This is a genomic window from Achromobacter sp. ESBL13 (assembly GCF_036668755.1).
Classification (GTDB): domain Bacteria; phylum Pseudomonadota; class Gammaproteobacteria; order Burkholderiales; family Burkholderiaceae_B; genus Achromobacter.
In genome coordinates this window covers 454,246-475,872 of record NZ_JAZEVT010000006.1, presented here as the reverse complement: position 1 = coordinate 475,872, position 21,627 = coordinate 454,246, and the positions used below count along the sequence as shown (strand labels likewise).

The following is a 21,627-nucleotide window of genomic DNA, read 5'->3' as shown; positions in this document are numbered from 1 at the left end:
TTGCGGTATCCAACGGTTCGGTGACGTTGAAGGCCGACGGCACGTTGGACTTCGCACCCGCAGCCAACTACAACGGATCGACCAGCTTTACCTACACGGTGACCTCGGGCGGTGTCACCGAGACGGCGACGGTCACTGTCACGGTAACCGCCGTGGTGGATACGCCGATGACGGTGGACCCTGCTGTTCCGGGTCAAACTTTCGACCCGGCCACGGGCAACTACGCCACCAGCACCGTTGAAGACACGGCCGTCACCGGCCAGGTCTCGGCGGTGGACGGCGACGGGGATCCGTTGACGTACAACGTATCGACCACTGCGGCGCACGGCACGGTGACGGTAAACCCTGCCACCGGCGCCTACACCTACACGCCGACGGCCGATTACTACGGTAGCGACAGCTTCGTCATCAGCATCAGCGACGGCACGGGCAACGTCAGCCTGTCCACCGTCAGCGTTACGGTCTCGGCGGTGGTGGACATTGTCAACGACACAGTAACGACCAACGAGGACACGACGGTCAACATCGCGGTCAACGGCAACGACACCTTCGAGAACGCGGGCCATGCCATCACGGCGATCAATGGCAGCGCGGTTGTTGTGGGGGCGCCGATTGCGGTATCCAACGGTTCGGTGACGTTGAAGGCTGACGGCACGTTGGACTTCGTACCCGCAGCCAACTACAACGGCTCCGCCAGCTTTACCTACACGGTGACCTCGGGCGGGGCATCCGAGACGGCAACCGTCACTGTCACGGTAACCGCCGTGGCGGACGCGCCGATGACGGTGGACCCAGCGGTTCCGGGCCAGACCTTCGACCCGGCTACCGGCAACTACGCCACCAGCACCACCGAGGACGCGGCCGTAACGGGTCAAGTCTCGGCGGTGGACGGCGACGGTGACACGCTGGCCTACAGCGTCAGCACGACTGCCGCCCACGGCACGGTGACGGTCAACGCCACAACCGGCGCCTACACCTACACGCCGGCTGCCGACTACCACGGCGGCGACAGCTTCATCGTCGCCATCTCGGACGGGGCGGGCAACATCAGCCACTCGACGGTCAGCGTGACGATCTCGTCCGTGGTAGATATTGCCGATGACACGATCACGACCAATGAAGACACCACGGTCAACATTGCCGTCAACGCCAACGACAGCTTTGAGAACGCGGGCCACGCCATCACGGCGATCAATGGCAGCGCGGTGGTGGTCGGCACGCCGGTTGCGGTATCAAACGGTTCAGTGACGTTGCAGGCAGACGGTACCTTGGACTTCGCGCCGGCTGCGAACTACAACGGTTCCACCAGCTTCACCTACACGGTGACTTCCGGCGGCGTCGATGAGACGGCAACGGTGATCGTGACCGTGACGGCGGTGGCGGACGCGCCGCTGACGCTCGACCCGGCCATCCCCGGCCAGACCTTCGACCCGGCTACCGGCAATTACGCGACCAGCACCGTTGAGGACATGGCGGTCAGTGGGCAGGTATCGGCCACCGACGCGGACGGTGACACGCTGACCTATGGCGTATCGACCACCGCCGCGCACGGCGCCGTCACGGTCAACGCCGCGACCGGTGCCTACACCTACACCCCGACCGCCGACTACTACGGCACAGACAGCTTTGTCATCAGCATCAGCGATGGCGCGGGCAACGTCAGCGTGTCGACCGTCAGCGTCACGGTCTCGGCGGTGGTGGACATCGCCAACGACACGATCACAACCAACGAGGACACGACGGTCACGATCGCCGTCAACACCAACGACAGCTTTGAAAACGCGGGCCATGCCATTACGGCCATCGACGGCAACCCCATCGTGGTCGGCACGCCGGTCGCGGTGGCGAATGGCTCGGTCACGTTGAACGCCGACGGCACCTTGGGCTTTGCGCCCACGGCTAACTACAACGGTTCCACCAGCTTCACCTACACGGTGACGTCCGGTGGCGCGGTTGAGACGGCCACCGTCACGGTCACGGTGACGGCGGTGGCGGATACGCCAATGACCGTGGACCCTGTTGTCCCCGGTCAAACCTTTGATCCGGCCACGGGCAACTATGCCACCAGCACCAATGAAGACACGGCGATCACCGGCCAGGTCTCGGCGGTGGACGGAGACGGAGACCCGCTGGCCTACAGCGTAGGCACCGCGCCGACGCATGGCACGGTCACGGTCAACGCCGCCACCGGCGCCTACACCTACACGCCGACGGCGGACTACTACGGCGCCGACAGCTTTGTCATCAGCATCAGCGATGGCACGGGCAGTGTCAGCCTGTCCACGGTGAACGTCACGGTCTCGGCGGTGGTGGATATTGCCAACGACACGGTCGCTACCAGCGAGGACACGACCGTCAACATTGCCGTCAACGCCAACGACAGCTTTGAGAACGCGGGCCACGCCATCACGGCCATCAACGGCAGCGCGGTCGTGGTGGGAACGCCGGTCGCGGTGACCAATGGCACCGTCACGCTGAACGCGGACGGCACCTTGGACTTTGCGCCGACGGCAAACTTCAACGGTGCAACGAGCTTCACCTACACCGTGACGTCCGGAGCCGCCACGGAAACGGCGACGGTGACCGTCAACGTGACCGCCGTGGCCGACGCGCCAATCCAGGCGGACCCCGCGGTACCGGGCCAGAGCTTCGACCCGGCCACCGGCAACTACGCGATCAACACCGTTGAGGACACGGTGTTCAGTGGCCGGGTGCTGGCGGTGGATGTGGATGGAGACCCGCTGGCCTACAGCGTATCCACCGCGCCGGCCCACGGCACGATTACCGTCGACGCGACAACCGGCGCGTACACCTACACGCCGACGGGCGACTACAACGGCGCCGACAGCTTCGTCATCAGCATCGACGATGTCGCGGGCAACGTAATCCAGTCGACCGTCAGCGTAACGGTGGCCGCGGTGGCCGACATTGCCAACGACAGCATTACCACGCTGGAGGACACGACGGTCAATATTGCCGTCAACGGCAACGACAGCTTCGAGAATGCCGGCCACGCAGTTACGGCCATCAACGGCAACGCCTTGACGCTGGGTACGCCGATGGCGGTCACGAACGGCTCGGTGGTGTTGAAGGCTGACGGCACGTTGGACTTCATCCCGTCGTCCAACTTCCACGGAGCCACCAGCTTTAGCTACACGGTCACGTCGGGAGGCGTGACGGAGACGGCCACGGTGACGGTCAACGTCGCGTCGGTCAACGACGTTCCCGTCCTGCTGGGCAACCGGGTCGGTGGCCAGGTGTTTGACCCCAGCACGGGCGAATTCACGGTGCCGACCTTGGAGGACACGTCGGTCTCCGGCCGCGTAGGCGCGCTGGATACCGACGGCGAGCCCTTGGTCTACAGCCTTGCTTCCTTGCCGACGCATGGCACGGTGACGCTGGATGCCGCGACGGGCGCGTATGTCTACACGCCGAACGGAGACTTCCTCGGCGCCGACCGCTTTGTGGTGACTATCGCGGACGGCAGCGGCGGGTCGCTGCAGGCGGTGGTGAACGTGGGCGTGGCGGCGGTGGCGGATATTGCCGACGACACGGTGACAACCTTTGAGGACACGCCTGTCAACATCATCGTCAACGGCAACGACACGTTCGAAAACGCCGGGCACGCCATCACGGCCATCAATGGGTCGGCCGCGACGGTGGGGGCGCCGATAGCGGTGGCAAACGGCGTCGTGACGCTGCGCGCCGATGGCACCCTGGATTTCGCGCCCTCGGCCGATTACAACGGCACGACCCAGTTCACCTACACCGTCACGTCCGGCGGCGCCGGCGAAACGGCGACTGTCACCGTGAACGTAACGGCGGTGAACGACAGCCCGGTGGTACCGGCCGTCACGGTAAGCCTGCCGCTGGGTGGCGGCAGCGTGGATGTGCCGGCAAGCCAGGGCTTGCTGGCCAGCGCGTCCGACGCGGACGGCGACGCCTTGTTTGTCGCCGACGTCAGCGTGGACGGAGTACCGGGCAGGACGCCGGCCGGCTCGCCCCTGGCGATTCCGGGCGGGGGCACGTTGTTGGTCAGGCCCGACGGCAGCTATGTGTTCACCCCGGCTGTCGGCTTCACCGGTGAACTCGTGGTGCGCTATCGCGTCAGCGACGGCAACGGCGGGTTCACGGAGTCGACCTTCACGCTGCGCAACTCGGCATCGTTGTTCACCGAGCAGGATGACTTCCGCTTCGTCGTGGGGGCGGGAGCAAGCGAGTCGGCCATCGGCGGCAATGCAGGCTTGGTTGCCAGCAAGGTGGACTCGGTGTTGATCCAGGCGGTCAACGGGCTGGCATCGCTGGACGGCACGCCGGACTTGCAGCAATCGGGCGGGGCGGTCTTGCTGGCGGTCAATGGCGTCAACAGCCTTGACCACCTGGGAAGCTTCACCGGGGTGGGGGCGGTGCTGCAAGCGGTCAACGCCATCGACCCGCTGAGCGGCATCGACGACAGGGGCGCACGGGGCGGCTTGCATCAGCTGCTGGGATCCGGCCTGGGCGGCGGACTGGGAGACGGGCAGGCGGTGTTGTCGACGCTGCCGCTGGGCCAAGGCTTGCAGGTGGACCTGGTGGGACGTGGCGATCAGCTGCTTTTCATCGTCAACGGCGGCGACGGCAAGGCGGACATGCGCATCACGCTGGCCAACGGCGCGGCTTTGCCGGGTTGGGTGCAAGCGGATGGGCGTGGTCTCTTGCTGATAAACCGACCGGCCGGCATGGAAACGCTGAGCCTGCGCCTGACCCCGCGGTCGGGGCCCGGAGCCGGGGTGGGCCGCGTCATCACGCTGGATTTCCTGTCTGGCACGATGCGCGAACAGCGGGCGCCGGCCGACCCGGTGTTGCGTCCGCAGACCACGCCGGATGCCAAGCCGGGTGCGTCGCTGACTACGCCGGAACGCTTGGCGGGGGCACCGTTCTCGATGCAGCTGGCCCAAGCGGCGCGCCAGCATGACGTGGAGGACGTCGCCTTGATGGACCTGCTGGACTGACGCGCACGATGTGAAGGTTGCGCAGGGCGCGCGGGAAGAGCAGCAAGAGCAGAAAGAGCAGCAAGAGCAGAACGAGCAGGACGCCGAGGCGGGCCGGGGCGATCATCCCGGCCCGCCTTGTCGTTCAGCTTGTCGCGGTGGGCAGCGGGTCGCCCGCGCCGGTGCGTTCGGTGATCAGCTTGTAGTGTTGCGGGCTGCGGTGCTTGGCGAAGTTGAAGACGTGTTCGCGGAACGCCTGGCCCATCGCCAGGTCGATCTTCGCGGTAATGACTTCATCTTCCTCGCCGCTGGCGCGCGCCACGATTTCACCCGAGGGCGCCACGATCATCGAGCTGCCGATCATGTGGTGCCCGTCTTCATGGCCGCACTTGGCGGCGGCGCCGACCCACACCGCGTTCTGGTAGGCGCTGGCTTGCAACACGATTTCGTGCGTGGTGGTGCGCAGATGCGCGGGCTCGTTCCAATGGATGTTCAGCGACGGCGTGTTGTAGCCCAGCACGATCAGCTCGGCGCTTTGCAGCGACATCACGCGGTAGGTCTCGGGCCAGCGGCGGTCGTTGCACAGGCACATGCCGATCTTGACGTCGTTGGTCTCCCACACGCCAAAGCCCAGGTCACCCACTTCAAAGAACTTCTTCTCCAGATGCTGGAACGGCGCGTCGACCTTGTGATCCGAATGTCCCGGCAGGTGGATCTTGCGGTACTTGCCGATGATCTTTGCGCTGCGGTCCACCAGGATGGCGGTGTTGAACTGGCGGCCTTCCGGCGTCAGCTCGGCATAGCCCAGGTAAAAGCCGATGCCCAGTTCGCGCGCGGTGTCGAACAGCGGCTGCACGTCGGCATTGGGCATGGCCTTTTCAAAGAAACGGTCCACGGCCTCGGCGTCTTCCATCCAGTAGCGGGGGAAGAACGTCGTCAGCGCCAACTCCGGAAACACGACGAATTCCGCTTGGCGGGCGGCGGCCTCACGCATCATCTCGACCAGGCGGCGCACGACCACGGCGCGGGTGTCGGCCAGGTTCACGGCGCCCATCTGGGCGACCGCCAGGCCCATTTTGCGGGCAGGGGTGGTGTTGCTCACGGTGTCTATCTCCAGGTGCTGATTGCGTGTTCGCGGTTGAAGCCGCAAGCATGCATGCGCGCGCGCTATCGCGATAGCGCCTGGCCGCGCGCTGCCTGGCCGGGCCCAGCGTGTTGCTAAGGCGTTGATTGAATTGATGAATCGGGCAGATTTGGGCGCCTGGGCATGGCCGTGCGCATAACGCCGCATCATGGGCGCCGTGCAAAGTTCTATATCGGGTTTACCCGTACCCTGGCGGCTCAGATCGCCTTGAAGGTCTTCAGATGGATGCTGGTCTCGGTGGCCGAGATGCCCTTGAGCGTGCGCAGCCGGTCCAGCACTTCGGACAGCTGATCGATGGTGGGCACGCGCAGCTCCGCCAGCAGATCCCAGCGGCCGTTGGTGTCGTGCAGACCCGCCACCGCGGGCTCGCCCATCAGCAGGTTCACGATCTTGCGGGTTTCGTGGCCTTCCACGGCGATGCTTATCCACGCCACGATGTCATCCGTTTCGGACTCGGGGCGCAGGCGCACGGTATAACCGACGATGATCCCGCGCTCTTCAAGCTTGCGGATACGGTTGTCGATCGTGCCGCGCGACACGTCCAGCTTCTTGGCCAGCGTGGCGATGGACAGGCGGGCATTTGCGCGCAGCAGGCCCAGCAAGCGTTGGTCTAGCGTGTCCATTGTGCAAAGCGCTAATGTTGGCTGTCGAATTGCCAGAATCTTAGCGTTTCGTGTTGAATGTTGTCACTATGAATTGATTTGAGCATCAGCCAGAATTTCCTTTCCATCACTTGGGGAGAAAAAAATGACGACATTGCTCACGACGTCGGACGTCGCCAACATCGTGGCCCGATACGGTCCCCGCAAGGTCTTCACCGACTTGCTGGACTATGTGCTGGCCGATTTTCTGCGATGGCAAGAATTCGACAAGTGTGCGCGTGTCGCCAGTCATTCCCCCTCCGGCGTCATCGAACTGATGCCCGCCGCCGACAGCGAGCTGTACAGCTTCAAGTTCGTGAACGGCCACCCCGACAACCCGCAAGCCGGCCTGTCCACGGTGATGGCCTTTGGCGCGCTGGCGCAGGTCAGCACGGGCGAACCGCTGCTGATCAGCGAACTGACCTTGACCACCGCCCTGCGCACCGCCGTCACGTCGGCGCTGGCGGCCCGCGCGTTGGCCCGGCCCGACTCGCGCTCGATGGCGTTGATCGGCAACGGCGCGCAGGCGGAATTCCAGGCCCTGGCGTTTCACTATGTGCTGGGCATTGACGTGCTGCATGTGTACGACGTGGACGCGCAGGCCACCCGCAAGCTGCAAGCCAACCTGGCCGCCGTTGCCCCGGCGCTGCGCGTCGTTGCCTTTAACGGCACCGCGCAGGCGGTCAAGGGTGTGGACATCGTCACCACCGTCACCGCCGACAAGGCCTACGCCACCATCCTGACCGCGGACATGGTCGAACCCGGGATGCACATCAACGCCTTGGGTGGCGACTGCCCGGGCAAGACCGAGCTGCATGCCGACGTGCTGCGCCGGGGCACTGTCTTTGTCGAATACGAACCGCAGACGCGCATTGAAGGCGACCTGCAACAGATGCCCGCGGATTCTCCGGTGACGGAATTGTGGCGCGTGCTGACGGGGCAGGTGGCCGGGCGCCAACGCGCCGATGACGTCACCATTTTCGATTCGGTGGGTTTTGCGCTGGAGGACTTTTCGGCCCTGCGCTGGTTGCGTGACAGTGCCGCCCGGCTTGGCATCGGCGCGCGCATTGAAGTGGCGCCGCAATTGCAGGATCCGAAGAACCTCTTCGACGTGGTCCGCGCGGCCGCCGACGTGAAGGCCGCGCCGGGGCAGCCATAGCCCCGGCGACCCATCAACAGAACAACGAATCAACGAATTAACGGATAGCGCTCAGGCGGCGCGCGGGGCGTCGGTGGGCGGCGTGCCGTCGTGGAACATCGCCTTCAGCTGCGAGCGCAGTTCGGGCGAGTCGGCGTGGTGGTGCACGGTGGTGGCATGCTGCACGGCGGCTTCCAGCAATTCGTCGTCGGAATCCGCGGCCAAGGCTACCGAGCAATTCATCTCGCTTGGGTACTCGCGGCAGTCGATGTATTTGCGGGTCATGATTGTCTCCTTGCGCAGCGCCCGGGGGCGCTTGCGTGTTGGCACATCCGACGCGCGGCATGCGGGGCATCGGGTAGTTGGCGCGTCGCAGCGCACCCGATGATTTCAAAAGTATAGATCCGGATGCTTACGGTTTTCCCCCCGGCGTTGCGTCATGCGACACCGGGCGGCCCAACAGGAAGCCCTGGAAGTGCGAGCAGCCTTCCTGTGTCAACCGGTCCAGCTGCGCGGCGGTTTCCACGCCCTCGGCGGTGGTGGGTATGTCCAGGCTGCGGCCGATGCCGTTGATGGCGCGGATGATGGCCAGCGCCTCTTTGCTGGATTCGACATCCTGGGTGAACGACTTGTCGATCTTGATCTTGTCGAAGTCGAACGAACGCAGATAGCCCAGCGACGAATAGCCCGTGCCAAAGTCATCCAGTGCAACTTTCACGCCCAACGCCTTCAGGCGCTTGAGCGTGTTCAGGTTGGAGGCCGAGTTGGCCAGCAGCACCGATTCGGTGATCTCCAGTTCCAGCCGCCGCGCCGGCAGACCGGATTTGGACAACGCCGATTCCACCAGCGACACCAGCGCGCTGTTGGTGAACTGGCTGGCCGACAGGTTCACGGCCACGGTTTCGTGGTCGTCCCAACGCATGGCTTCGGCGCAGGCCTCGTGCAGGGTGAAGGCGCCCAGCTCGTGGATCAGGCCGGTTTCCTCGGCAATGGGAATAAAGTCGCCGGGCATGATCAGGCCCTTGACCGGATGTTGCCAGCGCATCAGCGCTTCGCGCCCGACGATGCGCACGTGGCTGACGTCCATGATGGGCTGGTAATACAGCTGCAACTGCTGGCCCATGATGGCCTGGCGCAAGTCCATTTCCATTTCATGGCGCTTGAGCGCGGCGGCCTCCATTTCGAGCTTGAAGAACGCCATGCGGTTGCGGCCGTTGCGCTTGGCTTCGTACAGCGCCATGTCGGCGTAGCGCAGCAGGTGGTCGGCGGTGTATTCGGGCGTCTCGGCCAGCGCGATACCGATGCTGACGCTGATCGGCACCGTATGGCCGTCCACTTCAAAGGGCTGGCGCACCGCGTCGATCAGCCGTTCGGCCATTTTGCGCACGTCGTCCTGTTGGCCGATGTTGGGCAGCACCACCGCGAACTCATCGCCGCCCAGGCGGGCCAGCGTGTCCTGCTCGCGCAGCACCTTCGGCAAGCGCTTGGCCAGGAGGCGCAGCAGCTCGTCGCCGCAGGGATGGCCCAGCGTGTCGTTCACGCTTTTGAAGTTGTCCAGGTCCAGGCACAGCACGGCGGTGCGGCGGTCATCGGCGCAGTGGTGCAGCGCCTTGAGCAACTGTTCGCGGAACAGCCGGCGGTTGGGCATGCCGGTCAGCGTGTCGTGGTGCGCCATGTAGCGCACCTGGGCATGCGCGGCGTTCTCTTCCGTGACGTCGTCCGAGATCAGCAGCGCGTAGCGCGAGCGCGGGTCGGTGCTGTGGAATACCAGCGTGCGAGTGCGCAACGTGCGCATGCCGCGCGCCGTGGTCAGCTCTTCTTCCGCTTCGCGCAGGGCGCCGTCCGATCGCAAGGCGTCATGCGTCAGCCGGTCCAGGAATTCGCATACGGGCGCGGGCAGGCACTGCCGCGCCGTCTTGCCCAACATCTGGGCGCGCGTGGCGCCGAACGTGGCTTCCGCCTGACGGTTGGCCAGCAGGATATTGCGCGACACGGCGTCCAGCACCAGCACGCATGACGGGATGTGCGACACCACGGCATCCAGGAAGCTGGATAGCGACGTCAATTCCGAGTTGTAGTGCTCGGCCAGCTCTTTGGCTTTCACCAGCTGTTGTTCACGTTCACGGCGTTCCGTGATGTCGCGCGTGACCTTGGCAAAGCCGATCAGGTCGCCGTGGTCGTCGCGGATGGCATCGATCACGACATTGGCCCAGAACAGCGTGCCATCGCGGCGCACGCGCCAGCCCTCGGCCTCGAAGCGGCCTTGTTCGCGCGCGGTGGCCAGGCCGCGCTGCGGCAAGCCCGAGTCCTGGTCGGCGGCGGTGTAGAAGCACGCGAAGTTCTTGCCGACGATCTCCTCTTGCGTGTAGCCCTTGGCGCGCTGCGCCCCGGCGTTCCAGTTGGCGACTGTGCCGTCCGGATGAAGCATGTAGATGGCGTAGTCGACGACACCCTGCACCAGGTGCCGGTACATGACGTCGGAATTGTCGATGATCATTGGATGAGGGGGCGGGCAAGCGCCCGCGTGTGGCGGGCCAGGCCGGCGTACGCGTGGGCTGTCCCGCGAATGGAATGAGGGATTTACGGCTTTACGTCGCCGTCTGGGCAATAGTTAAGGCGTGGGCTGGAAAAGGCTTGAATCTAACGAATGTTGTCGTAGAAACACGGTTCATTGCATCGCATTGCACCGCATTGCGTAGCGGCGTCACAGCTTCACCCGTTGGCGCAGCGCCTGCGCGATCATCCCGATGTCGATGTCCTTGCCCGGGTTCTTCAGGCAGAAGTCGTACAGCACGGCCACGTACGCATTGCCCAGCAGCTTGGTGATGGCGCCGGCGGTGGTGGCGGCGATGGTGCCGCCCACGGCGCTGCCCGCGCCCGGAATGAATTTCAGCATGCCCGACACGACCGAGCGGCCGATCAGCGTGGCCGCCGATGCGCCCAGCGTGGACGTGACCAGCGTGGTGATGGCGGTGGTGTCCAGCTCCATGCCGAAGGTGATGCCGATCTTGGCGATCATGCCGACCTGGATCGGCACCAGCGCAAACGCGTCCGAAAACGGAATGGGCGCGGCGGCCGCGGATGCGGCCAGGCCGGCAGCCACGTTCACTTCTATCTCAGCCCGCTTTTTTTTTACTTCCAGGGCCTTCTTGTTGCGGGTGGACAGGGCATTGGCGTAGGCGCGCTGCTGCCCCTCGGGGATGTGCTCGGCGGTGACCTCGATCAGCTTGTCCAGGCCCATCGGCGGCAGTTCCGCATCCAGTTCCTCTATCCATTCCGGCAGCGCGCGCACGGCCACGACCTGCTTGGCGCGCGGCAGCAGCTTTTGCGCCTCGGCAACGAAGGGACTGTTCTTGCGCGCCTTGGTCAGCACCACCACCACCGGGATGCCGGCGGTGGCCAGCATGTCGGCCAGTTCGATCTCGGCATCTTCCACGCGGTGGCTGCTGTCCTGAATGCACAGCCAGGCCACGTGCACGTGCTTGTCCTGGTCGTCTGACGCCGAGCGTTCCTGGATCAAGTCCGTCAGTGCCTGGCGCGAGCGCGCGTAGTCGCCCACTTCCAGGCCGCGCGTGTCGATGATGGTCAGCGGATGGCCCGGCTTGGTGTATTCCTGGGTGGTCTGCGTGACGGGCTTGCCCGCGCCCGTCTTGGCCAGATCGCCGCGAAACACGGCGTTGATCAGCGTGCTCTTGCCGACGCCGGTCTTGCCCGCGATCAGGATGTTGACGCGACCCGCGCCGCGCGTGGCCGTGCTGATGGCGTCGGCGATGGCGTCCTGCAAGGCGGGCGAATCGGGGCGTAGGGGAGACATGGGCCGTAAGAACGTGAAAGGGATTGAGCAACGATATCAGATGAGTCCGACATTCGCGGCAACCGCGATATTTTTCTTGCCACTTCACCGAAGATCCGGGTTGCTTGATGAATCCGGTGCGTGGGCAGACGCAACGGATCCCATACCAATATGGCTGCCCTGCGGTAAGGAGACATTGAAAATGGCGTTGGACATAGGAGTCGTCGTGCTCTACCTGGGGGGCATGCTGCTGCTGGGCTGGTACGGCATGCGGCGTGCAAAAACCCAGGAAGACTATCTGGTGGCGGGCCGCAACCTGGGGCCCGGGTTGTACATGGGCACCATGGCGGCCACGGTGCTGGGCGGGGCAAGCACCGTGGGTACGGTGCGGCTGGGATATCAATACGGCATTTCGGGGTTCTGGCTATGCGGGGCGCTGGGCCTGGGCATCATCGTGCTGAACCGGGTGCTGGCCAAACCCCTGCTCAAGCTACGCATCTATACGGTGACGCAGATTCTTGAGCGCCGCTTCACGGCAGGCGCCAAGCATGTCAGCGCGCTGGTGATGATGGCGTATGCGCTGATGCTGGCGGCCACGTCCGTCATCGCCATGGGCACGGTGATGCAGGTGCTGTTCGACCTGCCGTTCTGGGTGTCGGTCGTGGTCGGCGGCGGCGTGGTCGCGGTGTATTCCACGCTGGGCGGAATGTGGTCGTTGACCCTGACCGACATCGTGCAATTCATCATCAAGACCGTGGGCTTGATGTTCGTGCTGTTGCCCATCTGCTTGATACGGGTGGGCGGCTGGGACCAATTGGTGGCGCAATTGCCCGCCGCCAGTTTCAGCCTGACGAACATCGGCTGGAGCACGATCATCACGTACTTTGTCATCTACTTCCTGGGCATCCTGATCGGCCAGGAAATCTGGCAGCGCGTCTTCACCGCCCGCGACGAACGCGTGGCGCGCGTCGCGGGCACCGCCGCCGGCTTGTACTGCATCGTGTACGGGCTGGTGGGCGCGGTGATCGGCATGACGGCGAAGGTGCTGCTGCCCGATCTGCCCGACGTCAACAACGCGTTCGCGGCCATCGTGCAGGCGGGGCTGCCGGACGGTATACGCGGGCTGGTCATCGCCGCCGCGCTGGCGGCCATGATGTCCACGGCCAGCGCCGCCATGCTGGCCACGTCCACCGTGCTGGCCGAAGACCTGTTGCCGGCGCTGCGCGGCGCACGCCCGATCACCGACGTGCGCGTGCACCGGCTGATCACCCTGCTGGCCGGGCTGTCGGCATTGGGCGTGGCGTTGGTGGTTGATGACGTCATGAGCGCCCTGACCTGCGCGTACAACCTGCTGGTGGGCGGCATGCTGGTGCCGTTGCTGGGCGCCATCTACTGGCGCCGCGCCACGACCGCCGGCGCGATGGCGGGGATGCTGCTGGGCTGCGCGGCGGCCATCGCCTTCATGGTCAAGGACGGCCTGGCGGCCAACACGCCGGTCTACGCGGCGCTTGCCGCCAGTGCCGCCGGCTTTGTGCTGATCAGCCTGCTGGGGCGGGCAGGCGCGCCCTGGCGCGAGGCGCCCGTACCGCGAGCCGACGCCAAATGAACCCGTTTTTTCAGGAGCACATCATGCGCTTTACCCCGGAACGCCTTGCGGCGCTGCGCGCCCGCTTTGGCGGTGACAACGAAGCCGCCATTCACGACCCGCATTTTCGCGATGTGGCCGTCAACATCATCGACGGCAGCGGCACGCGCAGCGCGCCCTACGCGGGCATGCCCACCTTGCTGGACGCCCCGGTCCGCCTCATCGACTGGCAAGCGCCCGACTTCGGCGACCTGCAAGTGGCGCTGGCCGGCGTGCCGATGGACCTGGGCGCCAGCAATCGCAGCGGTTGTCGCTTTGGCCCGCGCGCGCTGCGGGCGGTGGAACGCGTGGGCCCCTACCACCACGTCTTGCGCTGCACGCCCACGCACGACCTGCGCGTGGCCGATATCGGCGATGTGCCCATGCGCAGCCGCTTCAACCTGGAGCAGTCACATGAAGACATCCAAACCGCGTACGCCCAGATCCATGCGGCGGGGGTCATTCCGGTTTCGGTGGGGGGCGACCATTCCATTACGCTGCCGATCCTGCGCGCGCTGGGCCGACGCGCGCCGGTCTCGCTGATCCACTTCGACGCGCATTGCGATACGGGCGGCCCGTTCGACGGCAGCCGCTTTCACCACGGCGGCCCGTTCCGCCAGGCCGTGCTGGACGGCGTGCTGGACCCCACGCGCACCATCCAGATCGGCATCCGGGGCGCGGCGGAATACCTTTGGGAATTCTCGTACGAGTCCGGCATGACGGTCATTCACGCGGAAGACATTCCCCGCCTGGGCATTGATGCCGTGGTGGCGCAGGCGCGCAAGGTGGTGGGCGACACGCCGGTGTATGTCTCGTTCGATATCGACTGCCTGGACCCGGCGTTCGCCCCAGGCACCGGCACGCCCGAAGTCGGCGGCGTGACCGTACGCGAGGCCCAGGCCATGCTACGCGGGCTGGCGGGTATCGACATCATCGGGGGCGACGTGGTGGAAGTGGCGCCCGCCTATGACGCCACGGCCAACACGGCGCACGCGGGGGCGCAGATGCTGTTCGAGATCCTGAGCCTGGTCAGCGTGCGCCACGCAGGCTGACGGGTCCGCGAACTTTCTTGCAGTCTCCTTTCGCTTTGGCGCAAAAGGTAATGGAAGGTACGAACGCACACTCGGCGGCACGAGGCTGCCGATAGTGCGTTCGTCACGGTAAGCATGCACGCAAATGGTGCGCGCCGGCCCCGTGGACGCGCAATGCCCTGGGAAGCAGTACTGGCGCGGGTTTCGCGATATGGGACGACGCCACCAGCCCGGCGTCCGCAGGAAAAAAGGGTGCGATCGGATGCCCTGCCAAGCTGTTACAACACAAATGTTTCGGACGCGCTGGCGGGCATGCTGCCCTCGTAGAATCAGCGCCTCGTAAGGTTTCGCCGCGCTGTCAGCGGCACCGTTCATGACCCGATTTGCCCTCGTTCCCCGTTTGCTCCGTTCGCGCCCACTGACCAAGGGCTTTCGCTATCTTTACCGCTATACGCGAACCGGCGCCTATCGGCATAACGAAACCTTATGGCCGCTGGTGAAAGTGCGCCGCGATGCCCGCGACCACGACCGCCTGGTGGCCTGCAACGTCATCGGCGTTCAAGGTCCGGCTACCCTGCCCTTGGCCGACGTGCCTCGGGACATCGCCGACGACGCTCACCTGATTCTTAGCGGCCCCTCGATTGCTGAAATCGACTATGCGCGTTGCCGGCTGGGCAACGTGATGGGTGTGAATGGCTCGATTGCGCTGCGGCGCGCGCATCCCTCGTTGCGCTTCGATTACTACGCGATGCTTGATGCCGGTTTTGTGAAGCGCCGACGCGACCTGGTCGCCGAGGTCTTGTCGCAGGACCTGCTGCTGTTTGTCACGCCCGAGGTCTACCGGTGGATTTCGTACCTGTTCGACGCCAAGGCGGTCCGATGCCGCATTGCGCTGTTCGAGGAAGTGCACCAGCGCGCCCTGCAAGCGCGCGCGCAACCCGATGCCCTTGCCGCGCAGCTGGCGCGCGACCCCGAGCTGGTGTTGTTCGATGCGCATCACCCGCAGCACGCGCACGGCTTCAGCCTGAACCCGACACGCGGCCTGTTCGGCGGCGGCACGGTGGCCTACACGGCCTTGCAACTGCTGACCTGGATGGGCGCGCGCACGCTGTACCTGCATGGCCTGGACCTGACCGCCACGGCCGGCCCGCGCTTTTACGAAAGCCCGGGCGCGCAACTGGCTACCGCGCTGGACCGGCAGTTTGCCGGACATATCGAACCGGCATTCCGCCGGGCTAGCCAGCTGCTGCGGGCGCGCGGCGTCCAGGTCTACAACCTGTCCATGAATAGCCGCCTGGGCGAAGACGTTTTTGAAAAGCGCCATTGGAGCTGTTTGCTCAAACAAGGGGAATCCCCGCCTTCCCCGCAACGGTTCTCGGGCCTATCACGATGAAGATTCTGTACACCAACTTTCACCAGGGCGATGGCGGGGGGCACACCACCTACGTCATGTCCCTGGCACGCATGCTGCGCCAGCGCGCCCAGATCACCGTGGCCGCGCCGCGTGGCAGCCGCCTGCTGGCCGAAGCCCACGCCTTGCCCGGCGTGCATTCCATCGACCTGGAATTCAAGGGCCGCCCGTTTCAGCAATTAAGCGCGTTGCGCCGGCTGCGCGCGCTGCTGCGCCGCGAGCAATTCGACGTGATCCACGTGAACGGTTCGGCGGACCATCGCCTGTGCATGCTGGCCACGGTGGGCATGGGTGCGAAGCGGCCCTTCATCGTCTACACGCAGCACACGGACCGCAGCGCCAATAGCCTGGGCGTGCGCATGCGCGCCAAGTGGGGCACCAACCGCGTTATCTGCGTGTGCGGCCACACCTTCCGCCGCATGAAGGATTCGGTGTTTCGCGATGAAGACCTGCGCGTGGTGCACAACGGCGTGGACACGCTTCAGTATCGGCCGGCCACCCCTGACGAGGCCGCCCGCGCGCGTGCCGCGCTGCTGCCCAAGGCAATGCAGCGCCGGCTGGTGATCGGCAGCAACGCCGGCACCGCCGTGTACAAGAACTGGCTGGACATGGTGACTGCCGTGTCGCTGCTGCCCGAGCATCAACGCGATCAGGTCGTCATCCTGATTGCCGGCAAGCAACCGGACGACGAACAGCGCCAGCGCGTGGCCGAACTGGCCATGACTGATCAGGTTGTGTTCACGGGCTTGCTGGAGGACGTGCGGCCATTTCTGGCGGCACTGGATGTGGGCTTTGTGTTGTCGTCGCGTCTGGAGACGATCTCGTTCGCATGCCGCGAAATGATGGCGGCGGGCAAGCCGGTCATCGTCAGCAAGGTGGGCGGGCTGACCGAGAACGTGACGGACAGGCGCAACGGTTGGGTGGTGCCGCCCGGTTCGGTCAGCAGCGTGCTGGCCACCGTGTCCACCATCCTGAACGATCGCGCCATCGCCGCGAAGATGGGCGAAGACGCCCGCAATACCGCCTTGCGCGAGTTTTCGCTGGCGCATTTCGTGGGGCAGACGGAACAGGTGTACCAAGAACGCGGGGCCTCAGACCGCCAGTTTGAACTGACGTCCTGACGCCCCGGCGTTGGCGCGCGATCCTTAGAAGTGGATCACGGTGCGGATCGACTTGCCTTCATGCATCAGGTCGAAGGCTTCGTTGATGCGATCCAGCGGCAGCGTGTGCGTGACGAACGGGTCCAGATCGATCTTGCCGCTCATGGCGTCTTCAACCATGCCCGGCAACTGTGTGCGGCCCTTCACGCCGCCAAAGGCCGAACCGCGCCACACACGGCCCGTGACGAGCTGGAACGGGCGCGTGCTGATTTCCTGGCCGGCGCCGGCCACGCCGATGATGATGCTTTCGCCCCAACCCTTGTGGCAGCATTCCAGCGCGGCGCGCATCACGTGCACATTGCCGATGCATTCAAACGAGAAGTCCACGCCGCCGTCGGTGAGTTCGACGATGACGTCCTGGATGGGCTTGTCGTAGTCCTTGGGGTTGATGCAGTCGGTGGCGCCCATGGCGCTGGCCAGCACGAATTTGTTCGGGTTGGTGTCCACGGCGATGATGCGGCCGGCCTTGGCCTGCACCGCGCCCTGGATCACGGCCAAGCCGATGCCGCCCAGGCCGAACACGGCGACGGTGTCGCCTTCCTTGACCTTCGCGGTGTTGTGCACGGCGCCCAGGCCGGTGGTTACACCGCAGCCCAACAGGCAAACCTTTTCATGCGGGGCGGCCGGGTTGATCTTGGCCAGCGAGATTTCGTTGACGACCGTGTATTCGCTAAAGGTCGAGCAGCCCATGTAGTGGTACAGCGGCTTGCCTTCGTAGCTGAAACGCGAGGTGCCGTCGGGCATCACGCCCTTGCCTTGGGTGGCGCGCACCTTCTGGCACAGGTTGGTCTTGCCGGACAGGCAGAATTTGCACTCGCGGCATTCGGCCGTGTAGAGCGGGATGACGTGGTCGCCCGGTTTCAGCGACGTGACGCCTTCGCCCACTTCGACCACCACGCCCGCGCCTTCGTGGCCCAGCACGGCGGGAAACAGGCCCTCGGGATCGTCGCCGCTGAGGGTGAACGCGTCGGTGTGGCAGACGCCGGTGTGGGTGATCTGCACCAGCACTTCGCCGCGCTGCGGGGGCGCGACGTCGATTTCAACGATTTCCAGCGGCTTGCCGGGTCCGAATGCGACTGCTGCGCGTGATTTCATAGTGTTTGCTCCACGAATGTCGGGGGAATTACTTCAAATAGGAACGGACGATGCGCATCAGCTGATCGACCTCGGCCTCGGCGTCGATCCCGGCGTGTTGCGGCCCGCCCTGGGCGGATTGCAGGAAGGTTTCCCGGAGATGGCTTTCCAGCACCTCGGCCATCAGGCCGGTGGCCGCGCCGCGCAAGGCGGCCAGCTGTTGCAGCAGCGCGCCGCATTCCGTGCCTTCGTTGACCGCGCGTTCCAATGCTAACGCCTGCCCCTGGATACGGCGCAGGCGGGTGACGACACGTTTTTTTTCTTCCGGCGAATGCGGCACGGCAGGCTCCGAAAACGATACAGGGGGGGAGTATACGGAAAGCGGCCAGTCATCCGCAAGACATGTGTACCTGTCTATACTACAAGCCGTTTTCCAACGCCTTGCGGCGCCCACCCCAGGATCATTCCGTGGCTTCTTCTCCCCCCCGACTTCCCGTCCAGGCCAATGCCCTGCCCGCCCCGCTGTATGCGCAGGTCAAGCAGATGATTGCGCAGCAGATCCGCACGGGCGCGTGGCCCGCGCACTATCGGGTGCCCTCGGAAAGCGAACTGGTCGAAGAGTTGGGATTCAGCCGCATGACGATCAACCGCGCGCTGCGCGAGCTGACGGCCGAGGGCCTGCTGGTGCGCATGCAGGGGGTGGGCACGTTCGTCGCGCAGCCCAAGGCGCGGTCGGCATTGTTTGCCGTGAACAACATCGCGGACGAGATCGCGGCGCGCAACCATCGGCATCACAGCCGCGTGGTGCGCCTGGCCGAAGAGCCGGCCGGGTCCGAGCAGGCGCTGGCGCTGGACCTGCGCGTGGGTCAGCCCGTATTCCATTCCGTCATCGTGCATTTCGAGGATGACGTGCCCATTCAGCTGGAAGACCGCTACGTCAATGTGCGGCTGGCGCCGGACTACCTGAAACAGGACTTCACGCAACACACCCCCTACGAATATCTGACGCGCGTGGCGCCGCTTAGCGAAGGCGAACATGTCGTGGAAGCCATTCTGGCCAAGCCGCGCGAATGCCAGCTGTTGCAGATCGAGCGCAGCGAGCCGTGCCTGTTGATCCGTCGCCGCACCTGGTCCGGCGACCGCGCGGTAACGCTGGCGCGACTGATCCACCCCGGCTCGCGCCACCGTCTGGAAGGCAAGTTCACAACATGAATCCGCCCGACGTTCGCTTGTATCGCGCGGCCGACTACCCGCGCATGCCCTGGAAAAACGGCGGCGGCACCACGCAGGAGGTTGCCTGCAACCCCGGCGGCAGCACCGCCGAGTTCGATTGGCGCCTGTCGATTGCCGACGTCGCGCAAGACGGCGGCTTTTCAGCGTTCACGGGCTATCAGCGCATCATCACGGTGCTGGAAGGCAGCGGCATTGAATTGAGCGTGGACGGGCAAGCGCAGACGCCGCTGACAACGCTTCAGCCTTACGCATTCCTGGGTGACGCCAAAGTCCATTGCCGTCTGCTGGACGGGCCTATCCGCGACTTCAACCTGATCTACAAGCCGCGGCGTTATCACGCGCGGCTGCAATGGGCTTCCGGCGCTGGGCCATGGGCGTTTCATAGCGACGCGCACAGCGTGCTGGTGCTGAACGCGGGCGACGCGCTGGTGTTGACCGTGGACGGCGCCGACCATGCGCTGCCTGCGCGCTACGACTGCCTGCATGTAGAGGGGCGGCACGCCCTGACGTCGTATCGCCTTGCCGGCTGCGGCGATGTGAAGGCTTGCGTGATCGAGCTGCATCCGCGATAGAGGGAAAAAAGGGCGGGTAAACCCCTATCCAAATTCATCTCGTCCTATCTTGTATATACAAGCATAGGCATCCTATGATGCGGGCAATCGCCGCGCTGCGGGCACGCGCGCGGCAGAACCGATCAAGGAGACTGTCTTGGACCAATCGAATCGATATCGCGATGTCGTCATCCGCGCCCCGCGTGGCAACCAGCTGACCGCCAAAAGCTGGTTGACCGAAGCGCCGCTGCGCATGTTGATGAACAACCTGGACCCGGACGTCGCCGAAAACCCGAAGGAACTGGTGGTGTACGGCGGCATCGGCCGTGCCGCCCGCAACTGGGACTGCTACGACAAGATCGTCGAATCGCTGACCCAGCTGAACGATGATGAAACGTTGCTGGTGCAGTCGGGCAAGCCCGTCGGCGTCTTCAAGACCCATGCCAACGCGCCGCGCGTGCTGATCGCCAACTCCAATCTGGTGCCGCATTGGGCCAACTGGGAACACTTCAACGAACTGGACGCCAAGGGTTTGGCCATGTACGGCCAGATGACGGCGGGCAGCTGGATCTACATCGGCAGCCAGGGCATCGTGCAGGGCACGTATGAAACCTTCGTCGAGGCGGGCCGCCAGCACTATGGCGGTAATCTGGCCGGGCGCTGGGTGCTGACCGCGGGCCTGGGCGGCATGGGCGGCGCGCAGCCGCTGGCCGCCACGCTGGCGGGCGCATGCTCGCTGAACATCGAATGCCAGCAGGCCAGCATTGATTTCCGTCTGCGTACCCGCTATGTGGACGAGCAGGCCACCGACCTGGATGACGCGCTGGCGCGCATCAAGACCTACACAGAACAAGGCCGCGCCGTGTCCATCGCGCTGTGCGGCAACGCCGCCGACGTGCTGCCCGAACTGGTGCGCCGTGGCGTCAAGCCCGACATGGTCACCGACCAGACCAGCGCGCACGACCCGCTGAACGGCTATCTGCCGTCCGGCTGGACGTGGCCCGAATATCGCGAACGCGCCAAGCGTGAGCCGGCCGTCGTCATCAAGGCGGCCAAGCAATCGATGGCCGTGCACGTGCAGGCGATGCTGGCGTTCAAGCGCCAGGGCATCCCCACGTTCGACTACGGCAACAACATCCGCCAGATGGCGCAGGAAGAAGGCGTGGCCGACGCCTTTGACTTCCCCGGGTTCGTGCCCGCGTATATCCGCCCCTTGTTCTGCCGCGGCGTCGGCCCGTTCCGCTGGGCCGCGCTGTCGGGCGACCCGCAAGACATCTACAAGACTGACGCCAAGGTCAAGGAACTGATTCCCGACGACGCGCACCTGCACCGCTGGCTGGAGATGGCGCGCGAACGCATCAGCTTTCAGGGCTTGCCGGCGCGCATCTGCTGGGTGGGTTTGGGCCAACGCGCCAAGCTGGGTCTGGCGTTCAATGAAATGGTGCGCTCGGGCGAGTTGTCGGCGCCCGTCGTCATCGGTCGCGACCACCTGGATTCCGGATCCGTCGCCAGCCCCAACCGCGAAACCGAATCCATGCGCGACGGCTCGGATGCCGTGTCCGACTGGCCGTTGCTGAACGCCTTGTTGAACACCGCCAGCGGCGCCACCTGGGTGTCGCTGCATCACGGCGGCGGCGTGGGCATGGGATTCTCGCAGCACTCGGGCATGGTGGTCGTGTGCGACGGCACGGACGAGGCCGCCGAACGCATTGCGCGCGTACTGACCAACGATCCGGCCACGGGCGTGATGCGCCATGCCGACGCCGGCTACGACATCGCCATTGACTGCGCGAAAGAGCAGGGCTTGAACCTGCCCATGGTCAACGCCCAGCGCTAAGCGCCGCGCAACTCCCGATC

General features: G+C 65.1%; 16 protein-coding genes. 9 read left to right on the top strand and 7 right to left on the bottom strand.

Annotated features, from left to right (window positions below):
* A partial coding sequence (locus V6F88_RS23480; protein WP_332612597.1) for a beta strand repeat-containing protein occupies positions 1 to 4,991 on the top strand: 4,991 nt, incomplete at its 5' end.
* Positions 4,992 to 5,115: 124 nt separating this feature from the next.
* On the opposite strand, the gene V6F88_RS23475 is transcribed toward V6F88_RS23480, so the two are convergent.
* Together V6F88_RS23475 and V6F88_RS23470 are read right to left on the bottom strand one after the other, a co-directional pair.
* Positions 5,116 to 6,045: an N-carbamoyl-D-amino-acid hydrolase gene (locus tag V6F88_RS23475; protein ID WP_332612614.1), complete on the bottom strand. Its 930-nt coding sequence runs from the start codon at positions 6,043 to 6,045 to the stop codon at positions 5,116 to 5,118.
* 266 nt (positions 6,046 to 6,311) lie between these two features.
* Positions 6,312 to 6,737 (bottom strand): Lrp/AsnC family transcriptional regulator, encoded by a 426-nt coding sequence (locus V6F88_RS23470; RefSeq protein WP_120153512.1) that lies wholly within the window; start codon positions 6,735 to 6,737, stop codon positions 6,312 to 6,314.
* A gap of 124 nt (positions 6,738 to 6,861) precedes the next feature.
* Between V6F88_RS23470 and V6F88_RS23465 the strand changes: the two genes are divergently transcribed.
* On the top strand, positions 6,862 to 7,914 hold the full coding sequence (locus V6F88_RS23465; protein ID WP_332612596.1) for an ornithine cyclodeaminase: 1,053 nt from the start codon (positions 6,862 to 6,864) through the stop codon (positions 7,912 to 7,914).
* Positions 7,915 to 7,965: 51 nt separating this feature from the next.
* Here the strand turns inward: V6F88_RS23465 and V6F88_RS23460 are convergent, their stop codons facing one another.
* The 3 genes from V6F88_RS23460 to V6F88_RS23450 all read right to left on the bottom strand — a co-directional run bounded on the left by V6F88_RS23460 (position 7,966) and on the right by V6F88_RS23450 (position 11,707).
* Complete coding sequence (locus tag V6F88_RS23460) at positions 7,966 to 8,178, bottom strand: DUF1059 domain-containing protein (RefSeq protein WP_332612595.1); 213 nt, start codon at positions 8,176 to 8,178, stop codon at positions 7,966 to 7,968.
* Between the two features lie 127 nt (positions 8,179 to 8,305).
* Positions 8,306 to 10,390 (bottom strand): putative bifunctional diguanylate cyclase/phosphodiesterase, encoded by a 2,085-nt coding sequence (locus tag V6F88_RS23455; RefSeq protein WP_332612594.1) that lies wholly within the window; start codon positions 10,388 to 10,390, stop codon positions 8,306 to 8,308.
* Positions 10,391 to 10,597: 207 nt separating this feature from the next.
* Positions 10,598 to 11,707, bottom strand: a complete 1,110-nt coding sequence (locus tag V6F88_RS23450) for a YcjF family protein (RefSeq protein ID WP_332612592.1) — start codon at positions 11,705 to 11,707, stop codon at positions 10,598 to 10,600.
* Positions 11,708 to 11,888: 181 nt separating this feature from the next.
* Between V6F88_RS23450 and V6F88_RS23445 the strand changes: the two genes are divergently transcribed.
* From V6F88_RS23445 to V6F88_RS23430, 4 genes are all read left to right on the top strand, one after another.
* Positions 11,889 to 13,292: a sodium:solute symporter gene (locus V6F88_RS23445; protein ID WP_332612591.1), complete on the top strand. Its 1,404-nt coding sequence runs from the start codon at positions 11,889 to 11,891 to the stop codon at positions 13,290 to 13,292.
* A 23-nt stretch (positions 13,293 to 13,315) separates the two neighbouring features.
* Entirely contained in the window at positions 13,316 to 14,362 is a 1,047-nt protein-coding gene (gene speB / locus V6F88_RS23440; protein ID WP_442880378.1) for an agmatinase, read from the top strand.
* 352 nt (positions 14,363 to 14,714) lie between these two features.
* Positions 14,715 to 15,734 carry a hypothetical protein gene (locus tag V6F88_RS23435; protein WP_332612589.1) on the top strand — a complete coding sequence of 340 codons (1,020 nt, stop codon included), beginning with the start codon at positions 14,715 to 14,717 and terminating at the stop codon, positions 15,732 to 15,734.
* Positions 15,731 to 16,873, top strand: a complete 1,143-nt coding sequence (locus V6F88_RS23430) for a glycosyltransferase (protein ID WP_332612587.1) — start codon at positions 15,731 to 15,733, stop codon at positions 16,871 to 16,873. Before V6F88_RS23435 ends, V6F88_RS23430 begins: the two co-directional genes overlap by 4 nt.
* A 24-nt stretch (positions 16,874 to 16,897) precedes the next feature.
* On the opposite strand, the gene V6F88_RS23425 is transcribed toward V6F88_RS23430, so the two are convergent.
* Together V6F88_RS23425 and V6F88_RS23420 are read right to left on the bottom strand one after the other, a co-directional pair.
* On the bottom strand, positions 16,898 to 18,007 hold the full coding sequence (locus V6F88_RS23425) for an S-(hydroxymethyl)glutathione dehydrogenase/class III alcohol dehydrogenase (RefSeq protein ID WP_104144862.1): 1,110 nt from the start codon (positions 18,005 to 18,007) through the stop codon (positions 16,898 to 16,900).
* A 28-nt stretch (positions 18,008 to 18,035) separates the two neighbouring features.
* Positions 18,036 to 18,326 carry a metal/formaldehyde-sensitive transcriptional repressor gene (locus V6F88_RS23420; RefSeq protein ID WP_046805570.1) on the bottom strand — a complete coding sequence of 97 codons (291 nt, stop codon included), beginning with the start codon at positions 18,324 to 18,326 and terminating at the stop codon, positions 18,036 to 18,038.
* Positions 18,327 to 18,454: 128 nt separating this feature from the next.
* On the opposite strand from V6F88_RS23420, the gene hutC reads away from it, so the two are divergent.
* The 3 genes from hutC (at position 18,455) to hutU (ending at position 21,607) form a co-directional block, all read left to right on the top strand.
* Positions 18,455 to 19,198, top strand: coding sequence for a histidine utilization repressor (hutC, locus tag V6F88_RS23415; RefSeq protein WP_332612585.1), 744 nt, complete (start codon positions 18,455 to 18,457; stop codon positions 19,196 to 19,198).
* Positions 19,195 to 19,791 (top strand): HutD/Ves family protein, encoded by a 597-nt coding sequence (locus tag V6F88_RS23410; protein ID WP_332612584.1) that lies wholly within the window; start codon positions 19,195 to 19,197, stop codon positions 19,789 to 19,791. Before hutC ends, V6F88_RS23410 begins: the two co-directional genes overlap by 4 nt.
* A 136-nt stretch (positions 19,792 to 19,927) precedes the next feature.
* On the top strand, positions 19,928 to 21,607 hold the full coding sequence (gene hutU / locus V6F88_RS23405) for a urocanate hydratase (RefSeq protein WP_332612582.1): 1,680 nt from the start codon (positions 19,928 to 19,930) through the stop codon (positions 21,605 to 21,607).
* Positions 21,608 to 21,627 lie beyond the last annotated feature (20 nt).